This window comes from Anaeromyxobacter sp. Fw109-5 (assembly GCF_000017505.1).
GTDB lineage: Bacteria > Myxococcota > Myxococcia > Myxococcales > Anaeromyxobacteraceae > Anaeromyxobacter.
On record NC_009675.1, the window covers coordinates 5,229,857 to 5,254,537 of the forward strand.

At 74.4% G+C, this 24,681-nt stretch carries 18 protein-coding genes; 6 read left to right on the top strand and 12 right to left on the bottom strand.

Translation table 11 applies throughout. From position 1 onward, the window contains the following. Positions 1 to 5: 5 nt before the first annotated feature. From ANAE109_RS22905 to ANAE109_RS22960, 12 genes are all read right to left on the bottom strand, one after another. Positions 6 to 1,400, bottom strand: a complete 1,395-nt coding sequence (locus ANAE109_RS22905; protein ID WP_012099294.1) for a cell wall metabolism sensor histidine kinase WalK — start codon at positions 1,398 to 1,400, stop codon at positions 6 to 8. After that, positions 1,397 to 2,086, bottom strand: coding sequence for an ATP/GTP-binding protein (locus ANAE109_RS22910; RefSeq protein ID WP_041448651.1), 690 nt, complete (start codon positions 2,084 to 2,086; stop codon positions 1,397 to 1,399). Before ANAE109_RS22910 ends, ANAE109_RS22905 begins: the two co-directional genes overlap by 4 nt. Positions 2,087 to 2,225: 139 nt before the next feature. Then, positions 2,226 to 4,157 carry an ATP-dependent DNA helicase gene (locus tag ANAE109_RS22915; RefSeq protein WP_049768675.1) on the bottom strand — a complete coding sequence of 644 codons (1,932 nt, stop codon included), beginning with the start codon at positions 4,155 to 4,157 and terminating at the stop codon, positions 2,226 to 2,228. 101 nt (positions 4,158 to 4,258) lie between these two features. Then, on the bottom strand, positions 4,259 to 4,654 hold the full coding sequence (locus ANAE109_RS22920; protein WP_012099297.1) for a hypothetical protein: 396 nt from the start codon (positions 4,652 to 4,654) through the stop codon (positions 4,259 to 4,261). Positions 4,655 to 4,782: 128 nt separating this feature from the next. Then, complete coding sequence (locus tag ANAE109_RS22925) at positions 4,783 to 5,751, bottom strand: site-2 protease family protein (RefSeq protein ID WP_012099298.1); 969 nt, start codon at positions 5,749 to 5,751, stop codon at positions 4,783 to 4,785. 88 nt (positions 5,752 to 5,839) lie between these two features. Next, positions 5,840 to 7,636, bottom strand: coding sequence for a tetratricopeptide repeat protein (locus ANAE109_RS22930; protein ID WP_012099299.1), 1,797 nt, complete (start codon positions 7,634 to 7,636; stop codon positions 5,840 to 5,842). A 1-nt stretch (position 7,637) separates the two neighbouring features. Beyond that, positions 7,638 to 9,704, bottom strand: a complete 2,067-nt coding sequence (locus tag ANAE109_RS22935; protein ID WP_012099300.1) for a penicillin-binding protein activator — start codon at positions 9,702 to 9,704, stop codon at positions 7,638 to 7,640. Between the two features lie 134 nt (positions 9,705 to 9,838). Then, the gene (gene dnaJ / locus ANAE109_RS22940; RefSeq protein WP_012099301.1) at positions 9,839 to 10,969 is read right to left on the bottom strand and encodes a molecular chaperone DnaJ; all 1,131 of its coding nucleotides are present in this window, start codon (positions 10,967 to 10,969) and stop codon (positions 9,839 to 9,841) included. A gap of 126 nt (positions 10,970 to 11,095) precedes the next feature. Continuing rightward, positions 11,096 to 12,922, bottom strand: coding sequence for a molecular chaperone DnaK (dnaK, locus tag ANAE109_RS22945; protein WP_012099302.1), 1,827 nt, complete (start codon positions 12,920 to 12,922; stop codon positions 11,096 to 11,098). Between the two features lie 3 nt (positions 12,923 to 12,925). Then, entirely contained in the window at positions 12,926 to 13,600 is a 675-nt protein-coding gene (locus ANAE109_RS22950) for a nucleotide exchange factor GrpE (RefSeq protein ID WP_012099303.1), read from the bottom strand. Between the two features lie 159 nt (positions 13,601 to 13,759). Further along, positions 13,760 to 14,824 (bottom strand): heat-inducible transcriptional repressor HrcA, encoded by a 1,065-nt coding sequence (hrcA, locus tag ANAE109_RS22955; protein WP_012099304.1) that lies wholly within the window; start codon positions 14,822 to 14,824, stop codon positions 13,760 to 13,762. 8 nt (positions 14,825 to 14,832) lie between these two features. Continuing rightward, positions 14,833 to 15,543 (bottom strand): tetratricopeptide repeat protein, encoded by a 711-nt coding sequence (locus ANAE109_RS22960; RefSeq protein ID WP_012099305.1) that lies wholly within the window; start codon positions 15,541 to 15,543, stop codon positions 14,833 to 14,835. Positions 15,544 to 15,875: 332 nt separating this feature from the next. On the opposite strand from ANAE109_RS22960, the gene mfd reads away from it, so the two are divergent. From mfd to ANAE109_RS22990, 6 genes are all read left to right on the top strand, one after another. Beyond that, positions 15,876 to 19,565 carry a transcription-repair coupling factor gene (mfd, locus tag ANAE109_RS22965; RefSeq protein ID WP_012099306.1) on the top strand — a complete coding sequence of 1,230 codons (3,690 nt, stop codon included), beginning with the start codon at positions 15,876 to 15,878 and terminating at the stop codon, positions 19,563 to 19,565. A 178-nt stretch (positions 19,566 to 19,743) separates the two neighbouring features. After that, positions 19,744 to 20,763, top strand: a complete 1,020-nt coding sequence (locus ANAE109_RS22970) for a peptidyl-prolyl cis-trans isomerase (RefSeq protein WP_012099307.1) — start codon at positions 19,744 to 19,746, stop codon at positions 20,761 to 20,763. A gap of 2 nt (positions 20,764 to 20,765) precedes the next feature. Further along, entirely contained in the window at positions 20,766 to 21,719 is a 954-nt protein-coding gene (locus tag ANAE109_RS22975) for a peptidyl-prolyl cis-trans isomerase (protein WP_012099308.1), read from the top strand. Then, positions 21,716 to 22,687 (top strand): peptidylprolyl isomerase, encoded by a 972-nt coding sequence (locus ANAE109_RS22980; RefSeq protein WP_012099309.1) that lies wholly within the window; start codon positions 21,716 to 21,718, stop codon positions 22,685 to 22,687. Before ANAE109_RS22975 ends, ANAE109_RS22980 begins: the two co-directional genes overlap by 4 nt. Then, on the top strand, positions 22,684 to 23,802 hold the full coding sequence (gene pdxA / locus ANAE109_RS22985; RefSeq protein ID WP_012099310.1) for a 4-hydroxythreonine-4-phosphate dehydrogenase PdxA: 1,119 nt from the start codon (positions 22,684 to 22,686) through the stop codon (positions 23,800 to 23,802). The genes ANAE109_RS22980 and pdxA overlap by 4 nt, the downstream gene beginning before the upstream one ends. A 104-nt stretch (positions 23,803 to 23,906) precedes the next feature. Further along, complete coding sequence (locus ANAE109_RS22990; RefSeq protein WP_012099311.1) at positions 23,907 to 24,677, top strand: phosphatase PAP2 family protein; 771 nt, start codon at positions 23,907 to 23,909, stop codon at positions 24,675 to 24,677. Positions 24,678 to 24,681 lie beyond the last annotated feature (4 nt).

Sequence of the window (24,681 nt, forward strand, 5' to 3'; positions counted from 1 at the left end):
GCGGGTCAGAAGACGCGCCCGACGGCCGGCATGGGGATCACCGGGGTGTAGGCGGGGACGAGGCTCGGGCGGAGCGGCAGGATCACGGTGAACGTGGTGCCGACGCCCGGGATCGAGCGGACGCCCACCTCGCCGCCGTGCGCCTCGACGAAGCTCTTCACGATGGCGAGGCCCAGGCCGGCGCCGCCGTACTCGCGCGTGGAGGAGCCGTCCACCTGGTAGAAGACGTCGAACACCTTGCCGAGGTGCTCCTCGCCGATGCCGATGCCGGTGTCGGCCACGTGGATGGCGAGCCGGTCGCCCGGGAGCGCCTCGGCGGACACGGCGATGGTCCCGCCCGCGGGGGTGAACTTCACCGCGTTCGAGCAGAGGTTCACGAGGCACTGGCGCAGCTTGTCGCGATCGGCCTGCACCCGGGGCATCGCGCCCGCGTCGCAGGCGACCTTGAGCCCCTTCTTGCGCGCGAGCGGGAGCACCGTGGCGATCGCGTCGCGCATGATCTGGGTCGCGTCCACGTCGGAGAGGACGAGCCGCACGCGCCCGGCCTCGATCTTGGAGATGTCGAGGATGGAGGTGATGAGCTGGAGGAGGTTCTCGCCCTTCTCCATGATGATGCCCAGGTACTCGCGCTGCTCGGCGGTGAGCGGCCCGCCCAGCCCCTCGAGCATCATCTCCGAGTAGCCGATGACGCTCGTGAGCGGGGTGCGCAGCTCGTGGCTCATGGTGGCGAGGAAGTTGGACTTGAGCCGGTCGAGCTCCTTCAGCTTCGCGTAGCTGTCCTCGAGCTCCCGGTTCTTCTCCTGCAGCTCCCGGTAGCTCTCCTGCACCGCCTCGATGTGCAGCTTCGCGGCGATGAGGTTCTTGTGGCCGGTGAAGACCATCACGTCGAGGAGATCCATGAAGTGCTTCAGGATCTTCTCGGCGGTGGACACCGGCACGCGCCGGATCTTCTCCAGGTAGCCCTGGGCGAGCTTCGCGTCGAAGTCCGGCGCGATGTCCCGCAGCGCCGCCGGCAGCTCGGCGAGGTCCTCCGGCACGAAGGGACCGAACACCACGCGGCCGAGGAGGTCGCCCTCGTAGAGGATGGGCTGCACCACGTAGCGGCAGCCGGAGAAGCACTGCACGGTGCGCGGGACCGGCTCCTCCGGGAGCGGATCGCTCTTCACCTTGCCGACGGTGGCGATGCACCCCTCGCGCCCCGCCGCCTTGGTCCAGATGTAGCCGCAGAAGTCGGCGTTCCCGACCCGCACGTCCACGAGCTTGTTGCCCGCCTCGTCGAAGACCTTGATGCCGATGCGGTACAGCTCGGAGAACGAGTGGCACACGTCCCCGAAGGACCGCAGATCGAGCAGGTCCCCGAGCGGCAGCCGCTGCTGCAGGAAGGACGGCGGCACCGTCATCGCGCCGGCGCCTCCGCGAGCCTCGACCCGCGCACGTCCACGTGCGCGAAGATCTGGCCGAGGAACTCGCGCTCCGAGACCTGCCAGCCGGACTCGAGGCCGAAGCGGCGGTCCAGGGCGCGGTAGGTGAGCTGGAGCAGCGCGTGCAGGGTCTCGAGCACGCCCTCGCCGCGGATGGCCACCGCCGGCACGATGCGCGGCTGGATCACGCGCAGCAGATCGCCGAGCTCGCCGTCGCCGCGCGCGTCCTCGAGGTCGCGCTTGTTCATCTGGACGACGATGGGCAGGGTGCGGTAGTCGAGCCCGTTCGCCTCCAGGTTCTTCAGCATGTTGTTCCAGTAGGCGAGCGTCGGCGCGGCCTCGCTGCGGCGCGAGTCGGCCACGAACACCACCGCGTCCGTGCCCTGGAGCACGATGCGGCGGGTGGACTCGTGCATCACCTGGCCCGGCACCGTGTAGAGCTTCAGCTTCACCTTCACGCCCGCGCGCGTGCGGAAGAACACGGGCATCATGTCGAAGAACAGGGTCCGGTCGTCCTTCGTGTCGAGCGTCATGAGGCGCCCGCGGACCTTGGGATCGATCTTCTGGAAGAGCGACTGGAGATTGGTCGTCTTCCCGGACAGCGCCGGGCCGTAATAGACGACCTTCACGGCGATCTCGCGGGTGTCGGCGTTGAACTGGGCCATGTCGGTCGCTCGGGGCGGGTGCGTTCGCCAGCGGTTACTGTACCCGATCAGCGCCCCCGGATCGCAGAGGGCCCCGCCGCGGCCGGACGCCCGCTCGGACGGGGAGTCGGTGCTCCCTCGACGCACATCGGGGCGGGGCTCACGCGCCGTGCAAGGCGCCGCCGGCCCCGCGATCCCACCAGCTGCGGGCCTCGGCCACGCTCCGCAGCACGGGGCAGCGCGGCAGGGTCGCGAGGAAGGCGCGGCCGTAGCCCTTCGTGACGAGCCGGCGGTCGAGGATCGCGACGAGCCCGCGGTCCCCCCGCGTGCGCACCAGCCGGCCGAAGCCCTGCCGCAGCGCGAGCGCCGCGGCGGGGACCTGCAGCTCGGAGAACCCGTCCCTCCCCTCCGCCTCGAGCGCCCGCAGGCGGGCCGCCACCACCGGGTCCCCGGGCGGCGCGAACGGGAGGCGGTCGATGACCACGAGCGAGAGCGCGTCGCCGGGCACGTCCACCCCCTCCCAGAAGCTCGCGGTCGCGAACAGCACCGAGGGCTCCGCGCGGAACGCCTCGAGGAGGCGGGCCTTGGGGCGCTCGCCCTGGAGCAGCACCTGATAGGGCAGGTCGCGCAGCGCGCCGTGGAGCGCGTGCATGTTGCGGTTCGAGGTGCAGAGCACGAAGGCGCGCCCGCCCGTCACCTCCGCGAGCGCACGGATCGTCCCGGCGGCCGCGTCGAGGAAGCCGGGCGCGTTCGGCTCGGGGACCGTGGGGGGCGTCACGATGGCCGCCTGCCGCGGGAAGTCGAACGGGCCGGGGAAGCGCGCCTCGTCCACGTCGAACTCGGGCGCGAGGCCCACCTGCCGCCTGAAGTAGTCGAAGCGGCCCTGCGCGGCGAGGGTGGCGCTCGTGAAGATCACGGTGTCCGTGCGCCGGTAGAGCCGCGCCTGCAGCTCCTCCGCGACGTCGATGGGCGCCGCCCGCAGGAACACCCCGCGGCCGCGCACCTCGGCGAAGTACACGCGCGACGGCTCCTTCATCGCCGTCACCGCCGCGAGCTCCACCCTGAGCTCCCCGGCGCGCCGCGCGATCTGGGCGAGCGGCGGCGCCTCGGCGTCGGCGAGCAGCTCGCGCAGCGCCTCGAGCGCCGCGTCCAGCCGCGCCTGGTCGCGCTCGCAGGGCTCGAGCACCTCGCTGGTGAGCGGCGCCCGCACGCTCTCGTCCTCCTCCCGCCGCCGCGGCCCTCGCCCGCGCCCGCCGGCGCGCGCGCCCCAGCCGCGCGCCGCGCCCGCGCCGCTCGCGTGCAGCCCGTCGGCGAGCGCCTGGAAGAACCGCTCGCCGGCGCGGCGCAGCTCGCCGGTCGCCTCGCGCATCATCGAGGCCAGGTCCGGGCGATCCCCCACCGCGCGCAGCGCGTCGCGGCCGAGCTCCTCCACGCGGTACGACGAGATCTGCAGGCCGAAGTACTCGGTGGCGACCTCCTCGATCGCGTGCGCCTCGTCGAACACCACCACGTCGTACTCGGGCAGGATCTCCACCCCCGCGCGGCTCGTGCGCATGGCGAGGTCCGCGAAGAAGAGGTGGTGGTTCACGAGCAGCACGTCCGACTGCCCGGCGAGCGCGCGCGCCCGGGTGACGAAGCAGTCCTCGTACCGCTCGCACTCGCGCCCCGCGCACGTCTCGGCGGTGGCCGACAGGTCCTTCCAGGTGTGGAACTGGTCGGGGAGGTCGATCTCGCTGCGGTCGCCGGTCTCGGTGGCGCGCGCCCAGGCCTCGATGCGCGGCCACAGCGCGGCCTCCTCGCGCGCCGCGAACGTCGGCGCGCGCGCGAACTCCGCCCCGCGCGCGAGGCAGAAGTAGTTGGAGCGCCCCTTGAGGTAGGCGGCGGCGAACTCGACGCCGCAGCGCTCGCGCAGCAGCGGGATGTCCTTCCCCCAGATCTGCTCCTGCAGGGTCTTCGTGGCGGTGGAGACGATCACCCGCCGGCCGGAGAGCGCCGCCGGCACGAGGTAGGCGAGGGTCTTGCCGGTGCCGGTGCCGGCCTCGGCCACGAGGTAGCGACGCTCGCTCATCGCGCGCTCCACGGCGCGCGCCATCTCGAGCTGGTCGGCGCGGTGCTCGTAGCCGGGGAGGGCGGCGGCGATGCGGCCGCCCGGGCCGAGGACGTCCTCGACGGAAGGCGTGGCGGTTGCGGGGATCAGGAGCGGGCTCCGAGGGTTCCGGCGAGGAGGAGGAAGGCGGCGAGGGCGACGAGCGCCGCGGCGAGGGCGACGAGCGCGCGGCGCAGGCCCGCCGCGCGGGCCGGGGCGGGCGCGCCGCTGCGCGGCAGCTGGGCGAAGCCCTGCGCCGTCGCGCGGCGGATCACCTCGTCGCGCCAGCGCCCGGCCAGGGCGTCGCCCGGCCGCGCGAGGGCGGCGTCGCGGTAGCGGCGGCCGGCGACGGCGAGCCCCTCGAGGTCGTGGAACCGCGAGAGGTAGCCGGCGTGCGCCGCGTCGTCCTCCCAGGCCGCGAGCACGCTCGCCCAGGCGTCGGCCTCGCCCTGGGTCTCGGCCGGATCCGGCGCCGGCGCGGGGAGCTGTGCGGACGAGGTCATGAGCGCCGGGAGTCTAGCCGATCCCCCTCGCCCGGCCGAAGGCGCCCCCGCCGAGGCGAGCGAGCGCCGGCAGGAAGGCCTCGGGCTACGGCCTGCGGGCCACGGGGCAGCGCCACCGGCGCCGACCGCTAGAAGGAGACCGGCACCGGCACGAAGGTGGCGAGGAACAGCAGGAGCGACACGATCGCCACCACCCTGCGCCCCGGCCCGAGCGGCTCCTCCGTGAGCGCGGCCGGATGTCCGAGGCCCACCACGAAGCGGGTGAGGAACCACCAGACGAGCCAGCTCCAGGAGAAGAAGATCCCCGCGAGCAGCAGGCCGGTGCTCGTGACGTGCGAGGCGAGCAGCGCGCGCCGCCGCCCGAGGAGCGCGTAGAGCACGTGCCCGCCGTCGAGCTGGCCGGCGGGCACGAGGTTCAGGGCGGTGACGAGCAGGCCCAGCGAGGCGGCGACCGCCACGGGGTGCAGCACCACGTCCGTCCCGGGCGCGAGCTCGCCGAAGACCAGCCGCTGCGCGGCCCAGGTGAGGAGGCTGTTGCCGAAGTGGATCGCCTGGCCGGCGTCGGCGGCCGGCGGCCGGCCCGAGAGCCAGGCCATGAAGACGCCGAACGGCGAGCTCGGCGAGGTCGCCGCCGGGACCGCGTGGATCTGCGAGTGCGCGAGCCCCCACACGAGCAGCGGGAGCGCCACCGCGAGCCCGGCGAGCGGGCCCGAGGCGCCGATGTCCAGGATGGCCCGGCGCGAGGGGATCGCCGAGCGCATGCGGATGATGGCGCCGAGCGTGCCCACGCCGAACGGCACCGGGATGAAGTACGGCAGGGTCGTGTCCACGCGCGCCCGGCGGGCGAGGACGTAGTGGCCCATCTCGTGGACGAAGAGGATCCCGACGAGCGACAGCGCGAACGGCAGGCCCTCGAGGAGCACGGCCGGCGCGCGCCCGACGAGCGCGAAGAGCTCCCCGAACGTCTGCAACCCGGCCGCGGCGGGCGAGAAGAGCATGCCGGCCCAGACCGTGGTGGCGAGCGTCGCGACGAAGAGCGCGATGTTCGCGACCGGCAGGCGGGCTCGCGGCCGCGGGCGCACTAGGACGTCGTCCATCCTCGGACAACCTAGTCGCGCGCGGCGGAGCGGGCACGGGCGAGCGGGCGCCCGCCCCGTCCCGGGCCCTCCGCGCCGTGCAGCGCGCTCAGCGGGCCTCGGGGACGCCGCTCTCGGCGAGGAGCCGCTCCACCTCGGCGTCCCACGGGGAGAGCGCGAGCGCGCTCGCGAGCTCGGCCCGGGCGCGGTCCGCCTGGCCCATGCGCGCGAGCACCATCACGAACGCGGTGCACGTGCCGAAGTGACCGCGCGACTGCCCGCACGCGACCCGCACCACCTCGGCGGCCTCCGGCAGCCGTCCGGCGAGCGCGAGCGCGGAGCCCAGCCAGTAGCGGTGCTCCGCGCTGTTCGGGTGCGCGCGCACCACGGGCTCGAGCACGGCGATGGCGTCGTCGAACCGGCCCGCCTGGATGAGCAGCTCCCCGAGGTCGCGCTGGAAGAACGGATCGGTCCTGACCTGCTCGGCGGCGCCCGCGGCGGCGAGCCCCTCCGCGAACCGGCGCGAGTGCACGAGCAGGATCGCCTCCGCGCGCAGCCGGTCCGCCGGGTCGCGCAGCCGCGCGGCCGCGCCGGCCAGCACGGCCCGCGCCTCCGGGACACGGCCGCGGGCGCCCAGCTCGTCCGCGAGCCGCAGCGCGGCCACGCGGCTCTGCGGCGCGCCGCGGGCCGCCGCCTCCCAGTACGCGAGATCGTCCCGGAAGGCCGTCGAGCGGAGCGCGGACGCCGCGGCGAGCGCGAGCGCGAGGACCCCCGACGCCGCGAGGGCGGCGCTCCGCCTCGGGCCGGACGCGAGGCGCGCGAGCGCGGCGGCGGCGAGCGCCACCGGGCCCATCAGGGCGACGTACTGGAGGTGGCTCGCCACCGGCGCGAGGCGCAGGTAGGCCATGTCCACGAGGCCGAGCACGGGCAGCACCATGAGGGCGTGGTAGCCGAGCGCGAAGGAGACGGGGCGGAGCGGCCCCCGGCGCCCCCACGCCAGCACCCCGGCGGCGGCGAGCACGATCGCGAGCGGGGCCCAGAAGAGCGGCTCCGCGCTCCCCACCGGCCACGGGGCCGCCACGAGCGGGATGTCGACGGGCACGAGCGCCGTCCGCAGGTAGGAGAGCAGCGCCCACGCCGCGCCGCCCACCCGCTCCTCGAGGCCGCGGGGCAGCCGCGCGCCCGCCAGCGACCGCACCTGCTGGAACCAGACCGTCACCGCGCCGAGCGCGAGGGAGAGCGCGAAGAACGGGGCCGTCTCCACGAGGTCGCGCCGCTCGAGGCGCCCGCGCTGCCAGAGCGCGATCCCGAGCAGCACGACCGGGAGCATCACGGTCGAGGTCTTGGCCAGCAGCGCGAGCAGGAACGTCGCCAGCGCGGCGACGTACCAGCCCGTCCTCCGGGACGCCCGGTGGCGGAGCCACACCAGCACCGCGCCTGCGAAGAGCGCGCCGGAGAGCACGTTCTTGCGCTCCGAGATCCACGCCACCGACTCGACCGTGGCCGGGTGGACGGCGAAGAGGAGGCCCGCGAGCCAGGCCCCGGGGACGGCGAGGCGCCGGAGCACGCGCCACAGGAGCGTCGCCGTGGCGGCGTGCAGCGCCACGTTGAGGAGCCGGTAGCCGAGCGGCCCGGTGCCCCACGCGCGCCAGTCGAGCCAGAGCGTCGTGTAGGTGAGCGGCCAGAAGTCCACCGGCTCGGTGGTGAGCCAGATGCGCCAGAGCGGACCGCGGAGCAGCGCGCTGTCCTCGATGAGCCCGTGATCGTCGAACACGAAGCCGCCGCCCAGCGACGGCAGCACCGCGATCGCCGCGGCGAGGAAGATGACCGCGGCGGGCGCGAGCGCCTTCAGGGTTCGCGCCGCCTCGCTCGACGCGGGCGCCTCCTGGAGGGCGGCGGGGCGCACCCTACATCCCGCCCGCGCCCGGCGCGGCCAGCTCCTCGGGCTTCATCTCGCGCAGGCCGCTCGAGTCCACGGTCAGGAAGAAGAGCTCGCGGACGGGGGTGCGGTCCGGTCCCATCGACAGCTCGCCGGTCGCCCCGCTGAACCCGCGCACCCCGGCGAGCCCGTCGCGCAGGGCCGCCCGCGTCTGGGCGCGGTCGCGCTCCATCACCTGGCGCGCCATCCCGGCCGCGTCGTAGGCGGACGCCTCGAGGATGGTGGGCGTGTGGCCGGGGTGCTTCTGCTGGAAGCGCTCCACGAAGCGCCGCGTGCCCGCGCGCGCGGAGCCGGCGAAGAACCCGTCCACGTAGATGGCGCAGCGGAGGTGGCGGCCCGCGCCGCCGGGCGCCTGATCGAACAGGCTGGGGTCGCCGCTCCAGCCGTTCGCCCCGAGGAGCTGCACGGGGCGGAGGTCGGGCCGGCCGGTGAGCTTCTTGAGCTTCTCGAGCGCGTCGGGCTCGCAGGTCTGCGTCACCACGTCCTCGACCGCCAGCGCGGGCGCGATGAGCTTCACGTTGCGCGCGAAGTCGGGGATGAAGATCGCGTCGAAGTCGGTGACGGGCGCGAGCCGCTCGCGGGCCTTCTCGAGCGCCTTGCGGCGCCGGAAGGGATCCTTCTCCTTGTCGGCGATCTCCCGCGCCTGCTCCTGCCAGTCGCGCCGGTCCTCGAGGTAGAGCTTGCCCACCATGCTCTTCACGAGCGGCGTGAAGGTGGTCCGGTCCGCCGCGTAGGTCTCGGCGGCGCGCACCTCGCCGCCGCGCGCCTCGAGCTCGTCCCAGAACGCGTTCGCGAGCTCCACCCCGTAGGTCATCGAGGGGTAGAGGATCGCGAAGCGCCGCATCCCCCGCTTGCCCATGGCGAGGCCGAGGAGCGCGTCGGCCTGCTCGCTCGCGGTGAGCATGTTCTGGAACACGTGGGGGCCCGCCTCGGTGATCCCCTCCTGCTTGGAGAGCGAGACGAACGGGACCTGCAGCTCCTCCGCGGCGGCCGCGGCGCGCTCCCCCTCCGCGTTCGTCACCCCGCCCACCACCGCGATGGCGCCCTCCTCGAGGACCAGGGCCTCGAGCGCGGCCGCGGCGCCGTCCGGCTCCCCGCGCGTGTCGCGCACCGCCAGCTTCACGGCGGAGCCCTCCAGGGCGAGCGAGACGCCCTGCAGGATCGCCTCGCCCCAGCGCTTGTAGTTGCCGGAGAGCGGGACGGCGACGCCGAGCACGTTCGGGCGCACGTAGGTGAGCCGCGAGATGCGCTCGACGAGCCGCTTCGCCTCGTCCGCGTAGCGCCCGTGGGGCCAGCGCAGGAACACCTCGCGCGCCGCCTGCTCGGCCTTCGCGTAGTCGCGCAGGTGGAGGTGGATGCGCGCGGCCTTCATCGCGAGCGGCTCCTGGATCGCCGCGTCCGCGGGGAGCGCCCGGCGCAGGGCGTCGGCGTCCTCGAGGCCGAGGGCGTCCACCGCCTCGACGGCGCGGGCGAGGGTCCGCTCGCGCGCGGCGCCCTGCTGCCCCTCCGCCAGCGTCGCGAGCCAGCGCACCGCCTCGGCCTCCTCTCCTGCCGCGAGGGCGGCCTCGGCCGCCCGGGCGGCGGCGTCGGGCCGCGCCTCGGAGGGGAGCTTCTCGTAGAGCGTGGCGAGGCTCGCGAGCCCGTCGCGGGTCCGGCCGAGCTCGATGTCCGAGAGGGCGAGGAGGTACTTCGCCTCGACCGCCCGGGCGTGGAGCGGGTGCTCGGCGAGCAGCGTGCGGAGGTCCTCCGCCGCGCGCGCCGGCTCCCCGCCCGCGCGGCGCAGCTCCGCCGCCTCGTGCAGCGCCTCCCCTCCGGCGGGAACGCCGCGGTAGCGCTTCGCGAACGCCTCGAGCCGCTCCGCCGCCTGCGCGGGCGGCAGCCCCTTCGCCTCGGCGCGCACGCCGTCGAGCTCGCGGCGGGCGAGGTCGTCCGCATCCTGGACCGACATCTCCTGGCCGTTCACCACCACCCGCTTCGGGCAGCCGGCGAGGGACAGCAGGAGGAACGCGAGGACCTTCCGGGCGGTGACGCGCATGGGTGCTCCGATCTACTGCGGAACCCGCAGGCAGGGAACGAATTCCGCCGGAAGGCTACGGGCTTCAGGCTCCAGGCCTCGGGAACGGCGCGGCTTGCGCCTCTCCTGGAGCCCGTGGCCTGTAGCGTGCGCCTTTACCCCTTCGCGTCCCGGATCAGATCCCCGACCTTCTGCCAGAAGCTGCGGGCGTGCGGGTTCGTCTCCTCACCGGAGAGCGCCGCGAAGCGCTCGAGCAGCTCGCGCTGCTCCTTCGTGAGGTGCGTCGGGGTCTCGACGGCGACGCGGACGTGCTGGTCGCCGCGGCCGCCGCCGGAGAGCGCCGGGATGCCCTTGCCCTTCACCCGGAACACCTTTCCGCTCTGCGTCCCCGCCGGGATCTTCAGCTTGGCCGGGCCGTCGAGGGTGGGCACGTCGATGGTCGCGCCGAGCGCCGCCTGCGAGATGGAGATGGGCATCTCGCAGAGGACCTCGGTGTCCTCGCGCGTGAAGATCGGATGCTCGCGCACCTGCAGCACGACGTACAGGTCGCCCGCGCTGCCGCCCGGGATGGGCGGAGGCTCGCCCTCGCCCGAGAGCTTGAGCCGCGTCCCGGTGTCCACGCCCGGCGGGACCTTCACCTCGACGGTGGCCTCCTCGCGCAGCGCGCCCTGGCCGGCGCAGGTCGGACACTTGTCCACGATGACGCGGCCCGCGCCCTGGCAGTGGTGGCAGGTCCGGGCGATCGAGAAGAAGCCCTGGGTGAGGCGCACCTCGCCCGAGCCGCCGCAGGTGGGGCAGGTCTTGGGGCCGGTGCCCGGCTTCGCGCCGGAGCCCCGGCAGGTCTCGCACGCCTTCGGCCGGGGGATGGTGATGCGCGCCACCGTGCCGAACGCCGCCTCCTCGAAGGAGATCTCGAGGTGGTAGCGGAGGTCCGAGCCGCGCGTGCGCTGGCGCTGGCGCCGTCCGCCGCCGCCGCCGAACATCTCGCCGAAGATGTCGCCGAAGATGTCGTTGATGGTGGCCGCGCCGCCGAACGGGAAGCCGTCGCCGCCGGGGAACCCGCCGCCGCCCGCGTGCCCGAAGCGGTCGTAGCGGGCCCGCTTGTCCGGGTCCGACAGCACCTCGTAGGCCTCGGACGCCTCCTTGAACCTGTCCTCGGCCTTCTTGTCGCCCGGGTTCTTGTCCGGGTGGAACTGGTGGGCGAGCTTGCGGTAGGCGGTCTTGATCGCCGTCTCGTCCGCGGCGCGCTCGACGCCAAGGACCTCGTAGTAATCTCGCTTTTGCACGTGCTTTCAGGCCCTTCCGCGGCCGGGCGGCCGCGCCGGCGGCAATATAACGCACGCGGAGGGGCTGACAATTCGCGCCGTCCGGCCCGGACGGCGGCGCCGGCCGCGGGTGCCCAACGGCGGCGGCTACGTCCCGCCGCCCTGCTGCGCGTAGATGGCGTCGGCGATCCGGTAGGCGCTGCCCTCCAGGCGGGTGAGCGCTTCCTTGATCGCCCCGCCGTCGGAGCCCTGCAGCACGCCCTTCAGCAGCTCGAGGTCGGCGCGGATCTCGGCGAGGTCGTCCGCGGCGAGCGCGCTCGCGTACTCCTCGAGGCTCTTCTCGGTCGTGTAGACGAGCCCCTCGGCGTTGTTCTTGAGATCGGCGAGCTCCTTCTTCGCGGCGTCGTCGGCGCGGTTCGCCTCCGCGTCGCGGATCATCCGCTGGATCTCCGCCTCCGTGAGGCCGGAGGAGCCGGTGATCCGGATCTGCTGCTGCTTGCCGGTGCCGAGGTCCTTCGCGGAGACGTGCACGATCCCGTTCGCGTCGATGTCGAAGGTGACCTCGATCTGCGGCACGCCGCGGGGCGCGGGCGGGATGCCGACGAGCTCGAAGCGCCCCAGGGTCTTGTCGTCCGCGGCCATGCCGCGCTCGCCCTGCAGCACGTGGACGGACACGAGCGGCTGGTTGTCCACCGCCGTCGAGAACACCTGCGACTTCTTGCAGGGGACGGTGGTGTTCTTCTCGATGATCTTGGTGAAGACGCCGCCCGCGGTCTCGACGCCCAGCGAGAGGGGCGTCACGTCGAGGAGCAGGACGTCCTTCACCTCGCCCTTCAGCACGCCGCCCTGGATCGCCGCGCCCACCGCGACGACCTCGTCCGGGTTCACGCCCTTGTGCGGCTCCCTGCCGAAGAAGCGCTTCACCACCTCCTGCACCTTCGGCATGCGGGTCATGCCGCCGACCAGGATGACGGTGTCGATCTGCTGCACCGAGACGCCCGCGTCCTCGAGGGCGGTGCGGCACGGCTCCAGCGTCCGCTCGATCAGGTCGCCGCACAGCTCCTCGAGCGTGGCGCGGTCGATGGTCTCGGCGAGGTGCTTGGGGCCGGTGGCGTCGGCGGTGATGAACGGGAGGTTCACCTCCGTCTCGATCGCGCTGGAGAGCTCGTGCTTGGCGCGCTCCGCGGCCTCCTTGAGCCGCTGGAGCGCCATGCGGTCGCGGGTGAGGTCGACGCCGGTCTGCTCGCGGAAGCGCCGCGCCATCCAGTCGATGAGCCGCTGGTCGAAGTCCTCGCCGCCGAGGAACGTGTCGCCGTTCGTCGCCTTCACCTCGAACACGCCGAGGTTGAGCTCGAGGACCGTGATGTCGAAGGTGCCGCCCCCGAGGTCGTACACCGCGACGCGCTCGGTCGCGCCCGCCTTCTGCTTGTCGATGCCGTAGGCGAGGGCCGCCGCGGTCGGCTCGTTGATGATGCGGAGGACGTTCAGCCCGGCGATGCGCCCCGCGTCCTTGGTCGCCTGGCGCTGGGCGTCGTTGAAGTAGGCGGGGCAGGTGACGATCGCCTCGGAGACGGGCTCGCCGAGGTAGTCCTCCGCGGTCTGCTTCATCTTGGCGAGGACCATCGCCGAGATCTCGGCCGGCGAGTGCGGCTTGCCGGCGGCCTCCACCCAGGCGTCGCCGTTCTCGGCCGCCGCGATGCGGTACGGCACGAGCCCGACGGAGCGCCTCACCTCCGCGTCGTCGAACTTGCGCCCGATGAGCCGCTTCACGCCGTGGACGGTGGCCTCGGGGTTGGTGATGGCCTGGCGCTTCGCGATCTGCCCGACGAGCCGCTCGCCGCCCTCGGTGAAGGCCACCATGGACGGGGTGGTGCGCGAGCCCTCGCTGTTCGGGATGACGACGGCGTCGCCCCCCTCCATCACCGAGACGCAGGAGTTCGTGGTGCCGAGGTCGATGCCGATGACCTTCCCCATCGCTCAGCCCTCGCTCCTTCGGTCCGGCCCCGCCGCGACGGCGACCCCCACCATCGCCGGGCGGACGAGCCGGCCGTGCAGCTTGAAGCCGCGCGCGTGCTCGAGGACCACCGTGCCGGGAGGCTGCGCGTCGGTCGGGACCTGCAGGAGCGCCTCGTGCGCCACCGGGTCGAAGCGCGCGCCCATCGCGCTGAAGGCGCTGACGCCGTGCTTCGCGAGCGCCTGCTCCAGGCTGGCGCGGACGAGCCGCACGCCGTCGGCCACCGCGTCGCCGGCGGGCGCGGCCGCGAGCGCGCGGTCGAGCCCGTCCACCACCGGGAGGAGATCCTTCACCACCTGCTCGTTCCCGAAGCGCTGCACCTCCTCGCGCTCCCTCGCCGCCCGCTTCTTGAAGTTCTCGAGGTCGGCGGCGGCGCGCAGGAGCCGCTCGTGCTCCTCGCGGAGCTTCTCGAGCACCTCCCGTCCCTTCGCCTGCGAGAGCTCGAGCTGGGCGCGGAGCTGCGCGACCTCGGCGGCGTCGGCCGGCGCGGCGGGCTCGCCCTCCAGCTCCACCTCGCTCGAGGCCTCCTCGCGCGCGGCCGCGCCGCGGGAGATCCGCTCGACGGAGCGGAGGGCCTCCTCGACCGCGTCGAGGGGGATCTCCGCCCGGAAGGCACCTTTGTCCTGGCTGTCGGCCATGGGGGTCGCGATCGTGTGACGGGGGGACGCGGGGCGGCGCGGCGGCGCGCCCCCGCTCGCGCGCTCCGCGGCCCGCCATCATTGCATGGCGCGAGCGGGCGGAACAAGGTTCGGGCGCGGCGACGGCGGCGCCGCGCCCGCGGGTGTGCGCGGCTTCCGCTATCCGTCCGACAGGGCGGTCAGCGCGCGCGAGATGTGGCGAGCGGTCAGATCCACGAGCGGTATGACGCGCGCGTAGTTCATGCGCGTCGGCCCCACCACCGCGAGCGTGCCGAGCACGTGGTCGCCCCGCCCGTAGGGCGCCGCCACCACCGACACGTCGGGCACCGCCGCGAACTCGCTCTCGGCGCCGATGAAGATCTGCACCTCCTGCGAGGTGAGCACGCGGTCGAGCACGCGCAGGATGCGATCCTTCTCGGCGAACGCCCTGAGCAGCGCCCGCGCCTTGCGCACGTTCGCGAACTCGGGCGCGTCGAGGAAGCTCTCCTCGCCGTCGACGAGCACGCGCTCCTCGCCCGGCCCGTCGAAGGTCTGCTCGGCCAGGCTGAGCGCCTTCTGCAGGAGCTCGTGCAGCGCGCTCTGGTCGGCGCGCATGTCCTGGAGGATCTGCTCGCGCACCGCCCCGAGCGTCTCGGCGGCGTGCGAGAGCGCGTGGATCTTCTCGTTCAGGTAGTTGGCCGCGCGCTCGAGGTCCGCCGCGGGCATGGGGAACTCGAGCTGCACGAGCTTGTTCGTGACGATGCCCGCCTCGGAGACGAACACCGCGAGCACGCGGTTCTCGCGCAGCCGCACGAACTCCACCTGCCGGACCGGATCCACGCGCGGGCGCGGGGTGGTGACCACGCCCGCGTGGTGGGACAGCGAGTGGAGCAGGTCGGCGGTGCCCTCCAGCAGGCGCCCCACGTCGCTCGCCGCCTGGGCGAGCCGCTCGATGCGGTCGCGGTCCTGCGGCGAGGGCGGCCGCACCTTGAGGAGCGAGTCCACGTAGAGCCGGTAGCCGCGCTCGGTGGGGATCCGCCCCGAGGAGGCGTGGGGCTTCTCGAGGAAGCCGAGCGCCTCGAGATCGCTCATCACCGAGCGGACCGTCGCCGGCGAGCACTCGAGCTCGTGGCGCGCGAGGAGCGGCTGGCTCGCCACCGGCTCACCGGTGTGGATGTAGTCCTGCACGAGCGCGCGGAGGACCTCGCGCTCCCGTCTGTCCAGCTCACCGCCAGGGCCCGGCATCGTGTCGCCTACTCGCCGACGAGGTGCCTCTCCGCCGCCGCCGCCAGCGACGCGAAGCGGCTGCCGGAGAGCTCCCGCCAGCGCGTCCCCGCGAGCGCCCGATCGCCAGCCGCCTCGGCGACGAGGGCCTCGAGGTGCACGCGCTCCTCGGGAAATACGTAAGCGAACGCTGCGCGCGCCGCACCCCCGTCGTCGAGGCGCAGCGCCTCGGCGAGGGCGCTCGCCGCCTGCTCGCGCTCGCCGCGCCCGTCGGCGAGCAGCGCGAGCGCGTACCACGGCTCGGGACGCGCGGGCTCGATCGCCCGGGCGGTCTCGAGGTACGCCCGGGCGGCCGACAGGTAGCCCTCGGCGGCGTAGAGCTCGCCCAGGTTCACGAGGGCGGCCTGCTGCTCCCGCGCCGTCCCGCTCGCCACCACCTCGTCGAGCAGCCGCCGCGCGGCGTCCGCGTGCCCCTCGAGCAGGTAGCTCACCGCGAGGTCGTTCAGCGCGGCGAGGCGATCGGGATCCTGGGCCAGCGCCGCCTCGAACGTCGCGCGTGCGCCCGCGAGGTCGCCCGCCCGGAGGCGCTCCGAGCCCGCGCCCGGCGGGCTGGCGAGCGTCGCGAGCATGGGGGCCGCGTCGTCGCCGGCGGCCGGACGTGCGTCCGCTCCCCCGCACGCAGCGAGGACGAGCGACGCAAGCGCCGCGGCGATGGAGGAGCGGGAGATCGGGTGCCGCACGAGGGCCTCGGCAAGCGTTCCTGGGCCGCTCCGAGTGTAGCGGTGCCCCAGAGACCGATCAAGGAAGCAGGTGGCGCAGCGGGCGCGGCGTCCACCCGGGGGTTAGGATCTGGCCGAGGCGCCGGGCGCGGCGAGGATCGGCGCGGGCGCACCCTCGAAGTCGCGAACGCTCCCCCCGGGGGCGAGCGACTCCGGCGGCGCGGGCGCGGCGAAGAACGTCCGTTGAGCCCGGCGCCTCGTTTCCCTTACATCGGCCGCAGCAGGGTGCGCGCGAATCGCGGCGCGCGCCCGGGCGGCGTCACAAGTAAGATGCCGCCCCCGAGCCGAACGCCGTGAGCACCCCCCGACCTGCCGCAGAGGAAGCCGCCCCGACCGCCCCGCGCGCCCGAGTGAGCCGCGCGCTCGAGACCGACCGCCGCGCCGACGTGGTCGGCCTCCTCGGCGCCGCGCGCGGCCTCCTCGCGCGGGACCTGCTCGCCCCGGGCCCGGCGCGGGCCCGCTCCCTGCTCGCCGTGGCCCCCGACGAGGACGACGCCGAGGCGCTCGCCCGGGATCTCGCCTTCTTCCTCGGCCCGGACGCGGTGCTGCGCCTCCCCGCCGACGCCGTGCTCCCCTACGACGATCTCTCGCCCGACCGCGGGGTCGAGATGGAGCGGCTCTCCGCGCTCGCGCGGCTCCATTTGGCCCCCGACGGCGCCAAGGCGATCGTGGTCTCCGCCCGGGCGCTCGCGAGGCGGATGGTGCCGCGGCGGGTGTTCGAGGCGGGCGCGGACCTGCTCGGCAAGGGGGTGAGCGTCGAGCGCGAGGCGCTCGCGGCGAAGCTCGTGCTGCTCGGCTTCACCCGCACCCCGCTCGTCGAGGACCCGGGCACCTTCGCGGTGCGCGGCGGGATCGTGGATCTGTGGAGCCCCGCCGATCCCGCGCCGGTGCGGCTCGAGTTCTTCGGCGACGAGATCGAGAGCTGCCGCGCCTTCGACCCGCAGTCGCAGCGGAGCGAGGGCGAGGTGGCGGAGGTGCTGCTCTGCCCGGCGCGCGAGGCGCTCTTCTCGGAGGAGGGGAAGGAGGCGGCGAAGGCGGCGGTGCGCGACGCGGCCGAGCGGGTGAACCGCCCGACCTCGCGGGTGCGCGAGGTGCTCGACGCCATCGACGCGGGCACCCCCTTCTTCGGCCTGGAGGCGCTCCTCCCCGGCTTCCATCCGGGCGGGCTCGGGACCCTGTTCGACTACCTGCCGCCCGGCACCGCGGCGTACGTGGACGACGCCTCCGGCGTGGAGGAGGCGCTCTTGGAGCTCGACGCGGAGCTCGCCCGCGAGCACGAGGCGGCGGTGCGGCGCGAGGAGCTCGCGCTGCCCCCGGCGGCCCACTTCCTCCCCGCCGCCGAGGCGCTCGCGCGCCTCGCGGAGCGCCCCGTCGTCCGGCGCCACGGCGTGTGGCTCGGCACCGCCGAGCCCATCCGCTTCTCGCTCGGCGACACCCACGCCCTGCGGGGCGAGATCGAGGCGGCCCACGGCGACGAGGGCGCGCTCGCGCCGCTCACCCGGCGGCTCGACGACTGGCGTCGCCGCGGGGTCGCGGCGGTGGTGGCCTGCGGGTCGGCCTCGACCGTGGACCGGCTCCGCCGCCTGCTCGAGGACCGGCGCCAGGCGGTGCGCGTGCACCCGGGCCAGCCCGGCGACGCGCGGGCCATCTACGATCCCGCCATCCACGCCCACGTCTTCACCGGCGAGATCTCGGCGGGGTTCGTGGACGGCGAGGGCGGGCTCGCGGTCGTCGCCGACGAGGAGATCTTCGGCCGGCGCGTCCGCAAGAAGGCGCGCCGCACCAAGGAGGAGAACGCGTTCGCGGCGGCGTTCCGCGACCTGAACGAGGGCGATCTCGTCGTGCACGTCGAGCACGGCATCGCGCGCTACCTCGGCCTCACCAAGATGCAGATCCGGGGCGTGGAGGGCGACTTCCTCGTCCTCGCGTACGACGGCGCGGACCGGCTGTACCTGCCGGTCGCGAAGCTGCGCCAGGTCCAGAAGTTCACCGGCGCCGCGCCGGAGTCGGTGCGGCTCGATCGGCTCGGCGGCCAGTCCTTCGCGCTGCGCAAGGCGCGGGTGAAGGAGCAGCTCCTCAAGATGGCCGCGGAGCTGCTCGACATCTACGCCGCGCGCGCCGCCCACCCCGGCCACGCGTTCGGGGAGCCGGACGAGATCTTCCGCGAGTTCGAGGCGGAGTTCCCCTGGGAGGAGACGCCCGACCAGGCCAAGGCCATCGCCGACGTGCTCCGGGACATGCGCAAGCAGCGCGGCGGGCCCGCCGCGGCGGCGCCGATGGATCGATTGGTCTGCGGCGACGTCGGCTACGGCAAGACCGAGGTGGCCATGCGCGCCGCGATGCTGGCGGTGCTCTCCAGGAAGCAGGTGGCGGTGCTCGTGCCCACCACCGTGCTCGCCTCCCAGCACGAGCGCACCTTCCGCGAGCGCTTCAAGGGCTACCCCGTCCGCATCGAGGCGATCTCGCGGATGAAGAGCGCCGAGGAGGTGAAGCAGGTCCTGAAGGACGTCGCCGCCGGGAAGGTGGACGTCGTCGTCGGCACCCACCGGCTCCTCGCCGCGGACGTGTCCTTCAAGGAGCTCGGGCTCGTGGTGGTGGACGAGGAGCAGCGCTTCGGCGTCGCCCACAAGGAGCGCCTGAAGAAGCTGCGCAGGCTCGTGGACGTGCTCACCCTCACCGCCACGCCCATCCCGCGCACCCTGCACATGAGCCTCGCCGGCGTGCGCGACCTCTCCATCATCGCCACGCCCCCCGAGGACCGGCGCGCCATCCGCACCTTCGTCATGAAGTTCGACCCGCAGGTGGTCCGCGAGTCGATCGAGACGGAGCTGAAGCGCGGCGGGCAGGTCTACTTCGTCCACAACCGCGTCCGCTCCATCGCGGCCATGCAGAAGTTCCTCGCCGACATCGTGCCGTCGGCGCGGGTGGGCGTCGCGCACGGGCAGATGGCCGAGGGGAAGCTCGAGGAGGTGATGAGCCGCTTCGTCCGCAAGGAGCTCGACGTGCTGCTCGCCACGAGCATCATCGAGAGCGGCCTCGACATCCCGAGCGCGAACACCATCATCGTGAACCGCGCCGACCACTTCGGGCTCGCGCAGCTCTACCAGATCCGGGGCCGGGTGGGCCGCAGCCGCGAGCGCGCCTACGCGTACCTGCTCGTCCCCGCCCGCAGGCCCGTGACGAAGGACGCGCAGAAGCGGCTGGAGGTGCTGCAGCGCTTCAGCGAGCTCGGGGCGGGCTTCAAGATCGCGAGCCACGACCTGGAGATCCGCGGCGCGGGCAACCTGCTCGGCAAGGACCAGTCCGGCCAGATCGAGGCGGTGGGGTTCGAGCTGTACTCCGAGCTCCTCGACGAGGCGGTGCGCGAGCTCAAGGGCGAGCCGCCGCGGGAGGACATCGACCCCGACGTGCAGCTCCCCGTCCCGGCGTTCATCCCCGACCCCTACATGCCGGACGTCCACCAGCGCCTCTACTTCTACAAGCGGCTGGCGCAGGCCACGACCGACGAGGAGCTCGACGAGGTCCGGGCCGAGATCGTGGACCGCTGCGGCGATCCGCCCGAGGAGCTCGACGCGCTCTGCGACGTGATGGCCGTGAAGGTGCGGCTGCGCGCCCTGCGCATCCGCGCGCTGGAGGCCGGCCCCGGCCGGCTCGTGCTCACCCTCGGCGAGGGCGCCGCCCTCGACCCCTTCCTCCTCGCGAAGCACGTCACCGCCTCGAGCGGCGCGCTGCGGCTCACCCCCGACATGAAGCTCGTCGCGGCGCTCGGCGGCGCCCGGCCCGCGGCCCCCAAGGCCGCGCCGCCGAAGGGCGCGAAGGGGCCGAAGGGGAAGGCCGCGGGCCGGCCCGCGCTGCCGCCCGTGCGCGCCGCCGCCGTCGGCCTGGTGCCCTCGCCGGCGATGGAGCTGAGCACCGGCCGCGAGCTGCTCGGGGCCGCCCGGGAGCTCCTCGCCGGCCTCGCGCGCTGCGCCCGCCCCGAGTAGCCGAGCGCCCTCCGGACGTCCCGCCCTGGAGGGGGTCTGCGATCCTTGATCGCCCCGTCGTTCCGTGCTCTTTTCAGCCGCTCGAAGCCAGCGCTCGGCCCCCCGTAGGGGAAGAACGGAGCGTGGTCCGGCGTTGGCCTACCGGCTTTCCTGCACGTCTTCCCGAAGGAGCACTCGCATGCAGCGCCGTCTCATCGTCACCGGCCTCTGCGCGCTCGCCGTCGCCTGCGGGCCGAAGAAGGACGAGAAGAAGTCCGGCCCGGTGGTCGCCCAGGGCAACGGGGTGACCATCACCGCCGACGAGTTCAAGGCTCGCCTCGACGAGCAGTCTCCCTTCATCCGCGCGCGCTACACCACGCTGGAGCGCAAGAAGGAGTTCCTCGACAACCTGGTCCGGTTCGAGGTGCTCGCGCGCGAGGCCGAGAAGCGCGGGCTCGCGGACGATCCCGACGTGCAGATGACGCTGAAGAAGATCATGGTCCAGAAGCTCGTCCAGAAGAACTTCCAGGACCTGGAGGGCGCGAAGAACCTGCCCGAGCCGGAGCTCCAGAAGTACTACGACGATCACAAGTCGGACTACTTCCGCCCGAAGCGCGTGCGCCTCGCCGCGGTGATCTGGAACGCGCCCGCCGGCTCGCCGGAGCGGGCGAAGAAGCTCGCCCAGGCGAAGGCCGCCCTCGCCAAGATCAAGGCCGAGGAGAAGAAGAACGCGCTCGCCTTCAACCAGGCGGTGGCGCAGTACTCCGAGGACGCGGCCACCAAGAGCGCCGGCGGCGACCTCCAGTTCAAGTCGCACGAGGAGCTCAGCCAGGCGTTCTCGAAGGAGCTCGCCGACGCCGCGTTCGCGCTGCAGGCCGGCCAGACCTCCGGCGTGATCGAGACGCCCAAGGGCCTCTACCTCCTCAAGCTCACCGCGCAGCAGGAGGAGCTGAACCGCTCCTTCGACCAGGTGAAGACGCAGATCGCGAACAAGCTCTACCGCGAGCGGAAGACCAAGGAGTTCGACGAGTGGCTGAAGCGCCTCAAGGACGAGGCCAAGATCTCCGTCGACGAGAAGGCGCTCGAGGCCATCGAGGTCTCCGCCGCCGCCGCGCCCGCCGGCATGCCGGGCGCGCCCGGCGGCATGGGCGGCCACGGCGCGATGCCCGGCGCCGCGCCCCCGCGGGCGACCCCCGCCCCTCCGGCTCCCGCCAAGTAGGCGTGCCCGGCAGGCTCCTCATCCCGCTCGCCCTCCTCGGCGCCGTCGCCGGGGCGGGCTGCGGCCGGTGCGGCGGCGAGACGAAGGGCTCGCCGCCCGCGCCGCCGGCGGTGGCGCTCGTGAACGGCGAGCCCATCGGCGCCGACGTGCTCGCGCGCGAGCTGCGCGAGGCGAGCGCGGGCGACGCGCGCGGCGACGGCGGGGACGTCCTCCGCCGGCGCCTCCTCGACGAGCTCGTGGATCGGACGCTGCTGCTCCAGGAGGCACGCGCGCGCTCCATCGTCGTGGGCCAGGATCAGGTCGAGCGCGCCTTCCTGCGCGTGCGCGCCGAGTATCCCGGCACGCACTTCGACGACCTGCTCGCCCAGCAGCGGCTCAGCCAGGCCGACCTGAAGGCGCGCCTCGCGGACCAGCTCACCGTCGAGCGGCTCTTCGAGGAGCAGGTCTACCCCCAGGTGCAGGTCTCCGACGCCGAGATCCAGCGCTACTTCGCCGACCACGCCGCGGAGTTCGAGGAGCCTGAGAAGGTGCACGTGCTCCAGGTGGTCGTCGCGAGCAAGGAGGAGGCGCTCGCGGTGCGCGAGAAGCTCCGCCGCAACCCGCAGACGTTCGCGGAGGTCGCCCGCAAGTCGTCGATCGCCCCGGAGGGGAAGGGGGGCGGGGACCTCGGCTACATCGGGCGCGGCTCCGGCTTCCCCGAGGTGTTCGACGTCACCTTCACGCTGCCGCTCAACCGCGTGAGCGACGTCACCCCGTCGCCGTACGGCTTCCACATCTTCAAGGTGGTCGACCGGCGCGCCGCGCAGCGGCGCACCCTCGAGCAGGCGCGCGGCGACATCGCGGCGAAGCTCGCCCGGGAGAAGCGCGCCCAGGTCCAGCAGGATTACGTGAAGGGCCTGCGCGAGCGCGCCCGCATCGAAGTCGACGAGAAGGCCGTCGCCGGAGTGACCCCTTGATCGCTGCCCTCCCCCTGCTCGCCCTCCTCGCCGCCGCCCCGGCGGACAAGCCCCCGATCGTCGACCGCGTCGCGGCGCTGGTGAACGGCGAGGTCGTCACCCTCTCCGAGCTCGCCGAGCGCGCCGGCCCGGCGCTCCTCAAGGCCGAGCAGCTCCCCGCCGGCGCAGAGCGAGAGTCGGCCCAGACCGCGGCGCTGAAGCGGGCCTTCGACGACGTGGTGGCCGAGCGCCTGCTGCAGTCCAAGGCGGCCGAGCTGCAGCTCGAGGCCACCGAGGCGCAGGTCGACGAGGCGGTGGAGGACATCAAGCGGCGCAACGGCTTCGACGACGCCGCCCTCGAGCGCGCGCTGAAGGAGCAGGGCATCGATCGCGCCACCTTCCGCGCCAACGTGAAGCGCGAGTACGACGCCTTCCTGGTGCTGCAGTACCAGGTGCGCTCCAAGGTGAAGGTGTCGGACGACGACCTGCGCAACTACTACCAGTCCCACCCGCAGGAGTTCGGCGGCGAGGACGAGGTGAAGGTCCGCCACATCTTCCTGCCGATGCCGGAGGGCGCCACGAAGGCGCAGCAGGCGAAGGTGGAGGACCAGATGAACCGCGTCCTGCAGCGGCTCAAGACCGGCGAGGACTTCGCCGCCGTCGCCCGCGAGGTGTCGAAGGGCCCCTCCGCGGCCGAGGGCGGCGACCTCGGGTGGCTCCGGCGCGGCACCATCGACAAGGCGCTCGAGGACACCGCCTTCGCCCTCCAGGCCGGCCAGCTCTCGCAGCCGGTGCGAGCGGGCCCGGGCCTCCACCTCTTCAAGGTGGAGGAGCGGCGGGTCGCCGGGGAGAAGTCGTTCGAGGACGCGAAGGAGGAGATCCGCGCCCACCTCGTCGACCAGCAGGCGGGCACCTACCGGCAGCAGCTCATCGCCGAGCTGCGCCGCGACGCCCTCATCGAGGCGAAGCTCCCCGAGCTGGCGCAGTGACCGGGCGGCGCCGCAGGGACGTGCGCGTCGCGGCGCCCCGCGCCACCTCCACCCCCCGCGCGCCGGCTCGCCGCGCCGTCCCGAGGGCGCGGGCCGGGCGCGCCTCCCCGCCCGTCCTGCCGCGCATCGCCGTCAGCCTGGGCGACCCGTCGGGCGTCGGCGCCGAGGTGACCGCGAAGGCGCTCGCCGCCCTCGCCGGCCAGCTCGTCCCGTACGTCTTCGGCGACGCCCGCGTGCTCGCCCGCGAGCTCGCCGGCAGCGGCCTCCCCTGCGTCCTCGCCGGCGCGCCCCTCCCTCCGGAGGGCGCGCTCGTCGCGGTCACCCGGCTGCCCGCCGGCGCGGTGCGCCCCGGCCGCCCCGATCCGCGCGCCGGGGCGGCGCAGCTCGCGGCGCTCGAGGCCGCCTTCGAGGCGATCCGGCGCGGCGACGCCGACGCGCTCACCACCGCGCCCGTGTCGAAGGCCCAGGTCGCGCGCGCGCTCCCAGGCTTCGTCGGCCACACCGAGTGGCTCGAGGCGCGCTGCGGCGTCGGCCGCTCGGTGATGATGCTCGCGGGCGAGAAGCTGAAGGTGGCGCTCGTCACGAACCACGTGGCCTTCTGGAAGCTGCGGCGCGCGCTCACGCCCGAGCGCATCGCCGAGACGCTCGCCCTCACCCACCGCGCCCTGCGCGAGGACCTCGGCCTCGCCCGCCCGCGCCTCGCCCTCGCCGCCCTGAATCCTCACGCGGGCGAGGAGGGCGCCTTCGGCGCCGAGGAGACCACCCTCCTCGCCGGCGCGCTCTCCCGCGCGGCGCGCGCCGGCGCCCGCGCGCAGGGCCCGTTCCCCGCCGACTCGGTGTTCTTCCGCGCCGCCCTGGGCGAGTTCGACGCGGTGGTGGCGCTCTACCACGACCAGGGGCTCATCCCGGTGAAGCTCCTCGACGCGGTGTGCGCCGACCCGGCGGTGAACGTGACGCTCGGGCTCCCCATCGTGCGGACGAGCCCGGACCACGGCGTCGCCTACGACATCGCCGGGCACGGCGTCGCGAACCCGGCGTCCATGATCGCCGCGCTGAAGCTCGCCGCGCGCATCGCCGCCGTGCGCGCGCAGGCGCCGCGACGCTGGCGGCGCTGAGGCGCCGAGGGGCGGCCGTGTGGGCGGCGGCCGGTTGACCGCCCACTCGGCGGGCGTGCGAGCGTGGCGCCTGTCCGGGTCGTGCAGCGCCCGGGCACCGCCCGATGACCCGCGCCCTCGCCCGAGCCTCCCTCGTCGCCGCCTTCCTCGCGGCCCCGGGCGCGGTCACGGCCCAGGCGGCGGACGACCTGCGCGTGGACCTCGTGGCGAGCGCCGCGGTGCTCGCGGGAGCGGCCGCCCTCGGGGGCGCCGATCCCGTCGCGCCTCCCGGGAGCTGCCTCATCTGCGGGGCGGGCGCGCTGGATCGCGACGTCCGCGCGATGCTCCGGCTGCCGGCGCCGGGCGCCGCGGGGGGCGCCCGCCGCGCCTCCGACGCGCTCGCTTACGCGGTGTTCCCTGCGGGCGCCGTCACCCTCTCCGCCGTCGCCGCGCTCCACGAGCGCGCCCCCATCCGCCTCCTCGAGGACGCGCTCGTCGTGGGCGAGGCGGCGATCGTCGCCGCGCACGTGAACGCCGTCGCGAAGGGGCTGTTCGCCCGGCCGCGCCCGACCGACGACGCGACGACCGGGCGCAGCTTCTACTCCGCCCACACCTCGCGGGCGTTCTCGCTCGCCGTCGCCGCGGCGACCGTCTCGACGCTGCGCCGCCGCCCGGCGGCGCCCTGGGTGTGGCTCGTCGGCCTCGGGCTCGCCGGTGGCGTCGGCTACCTGCGCGTCGCGAGCGACGCGCACTGGGCCACGGACGTGCTCGCCGGGGCGGCGGCCGGGAGCGCCATCGGCTTCGCGGTCCCCTGGCTCGTGCACCGGCGGGCAGGACGGTCGACGAGCCTCGTCGCGGTCTCCCCCGCGCCGGGCGGCCTCGCGATCGTGTTTTGAGCGC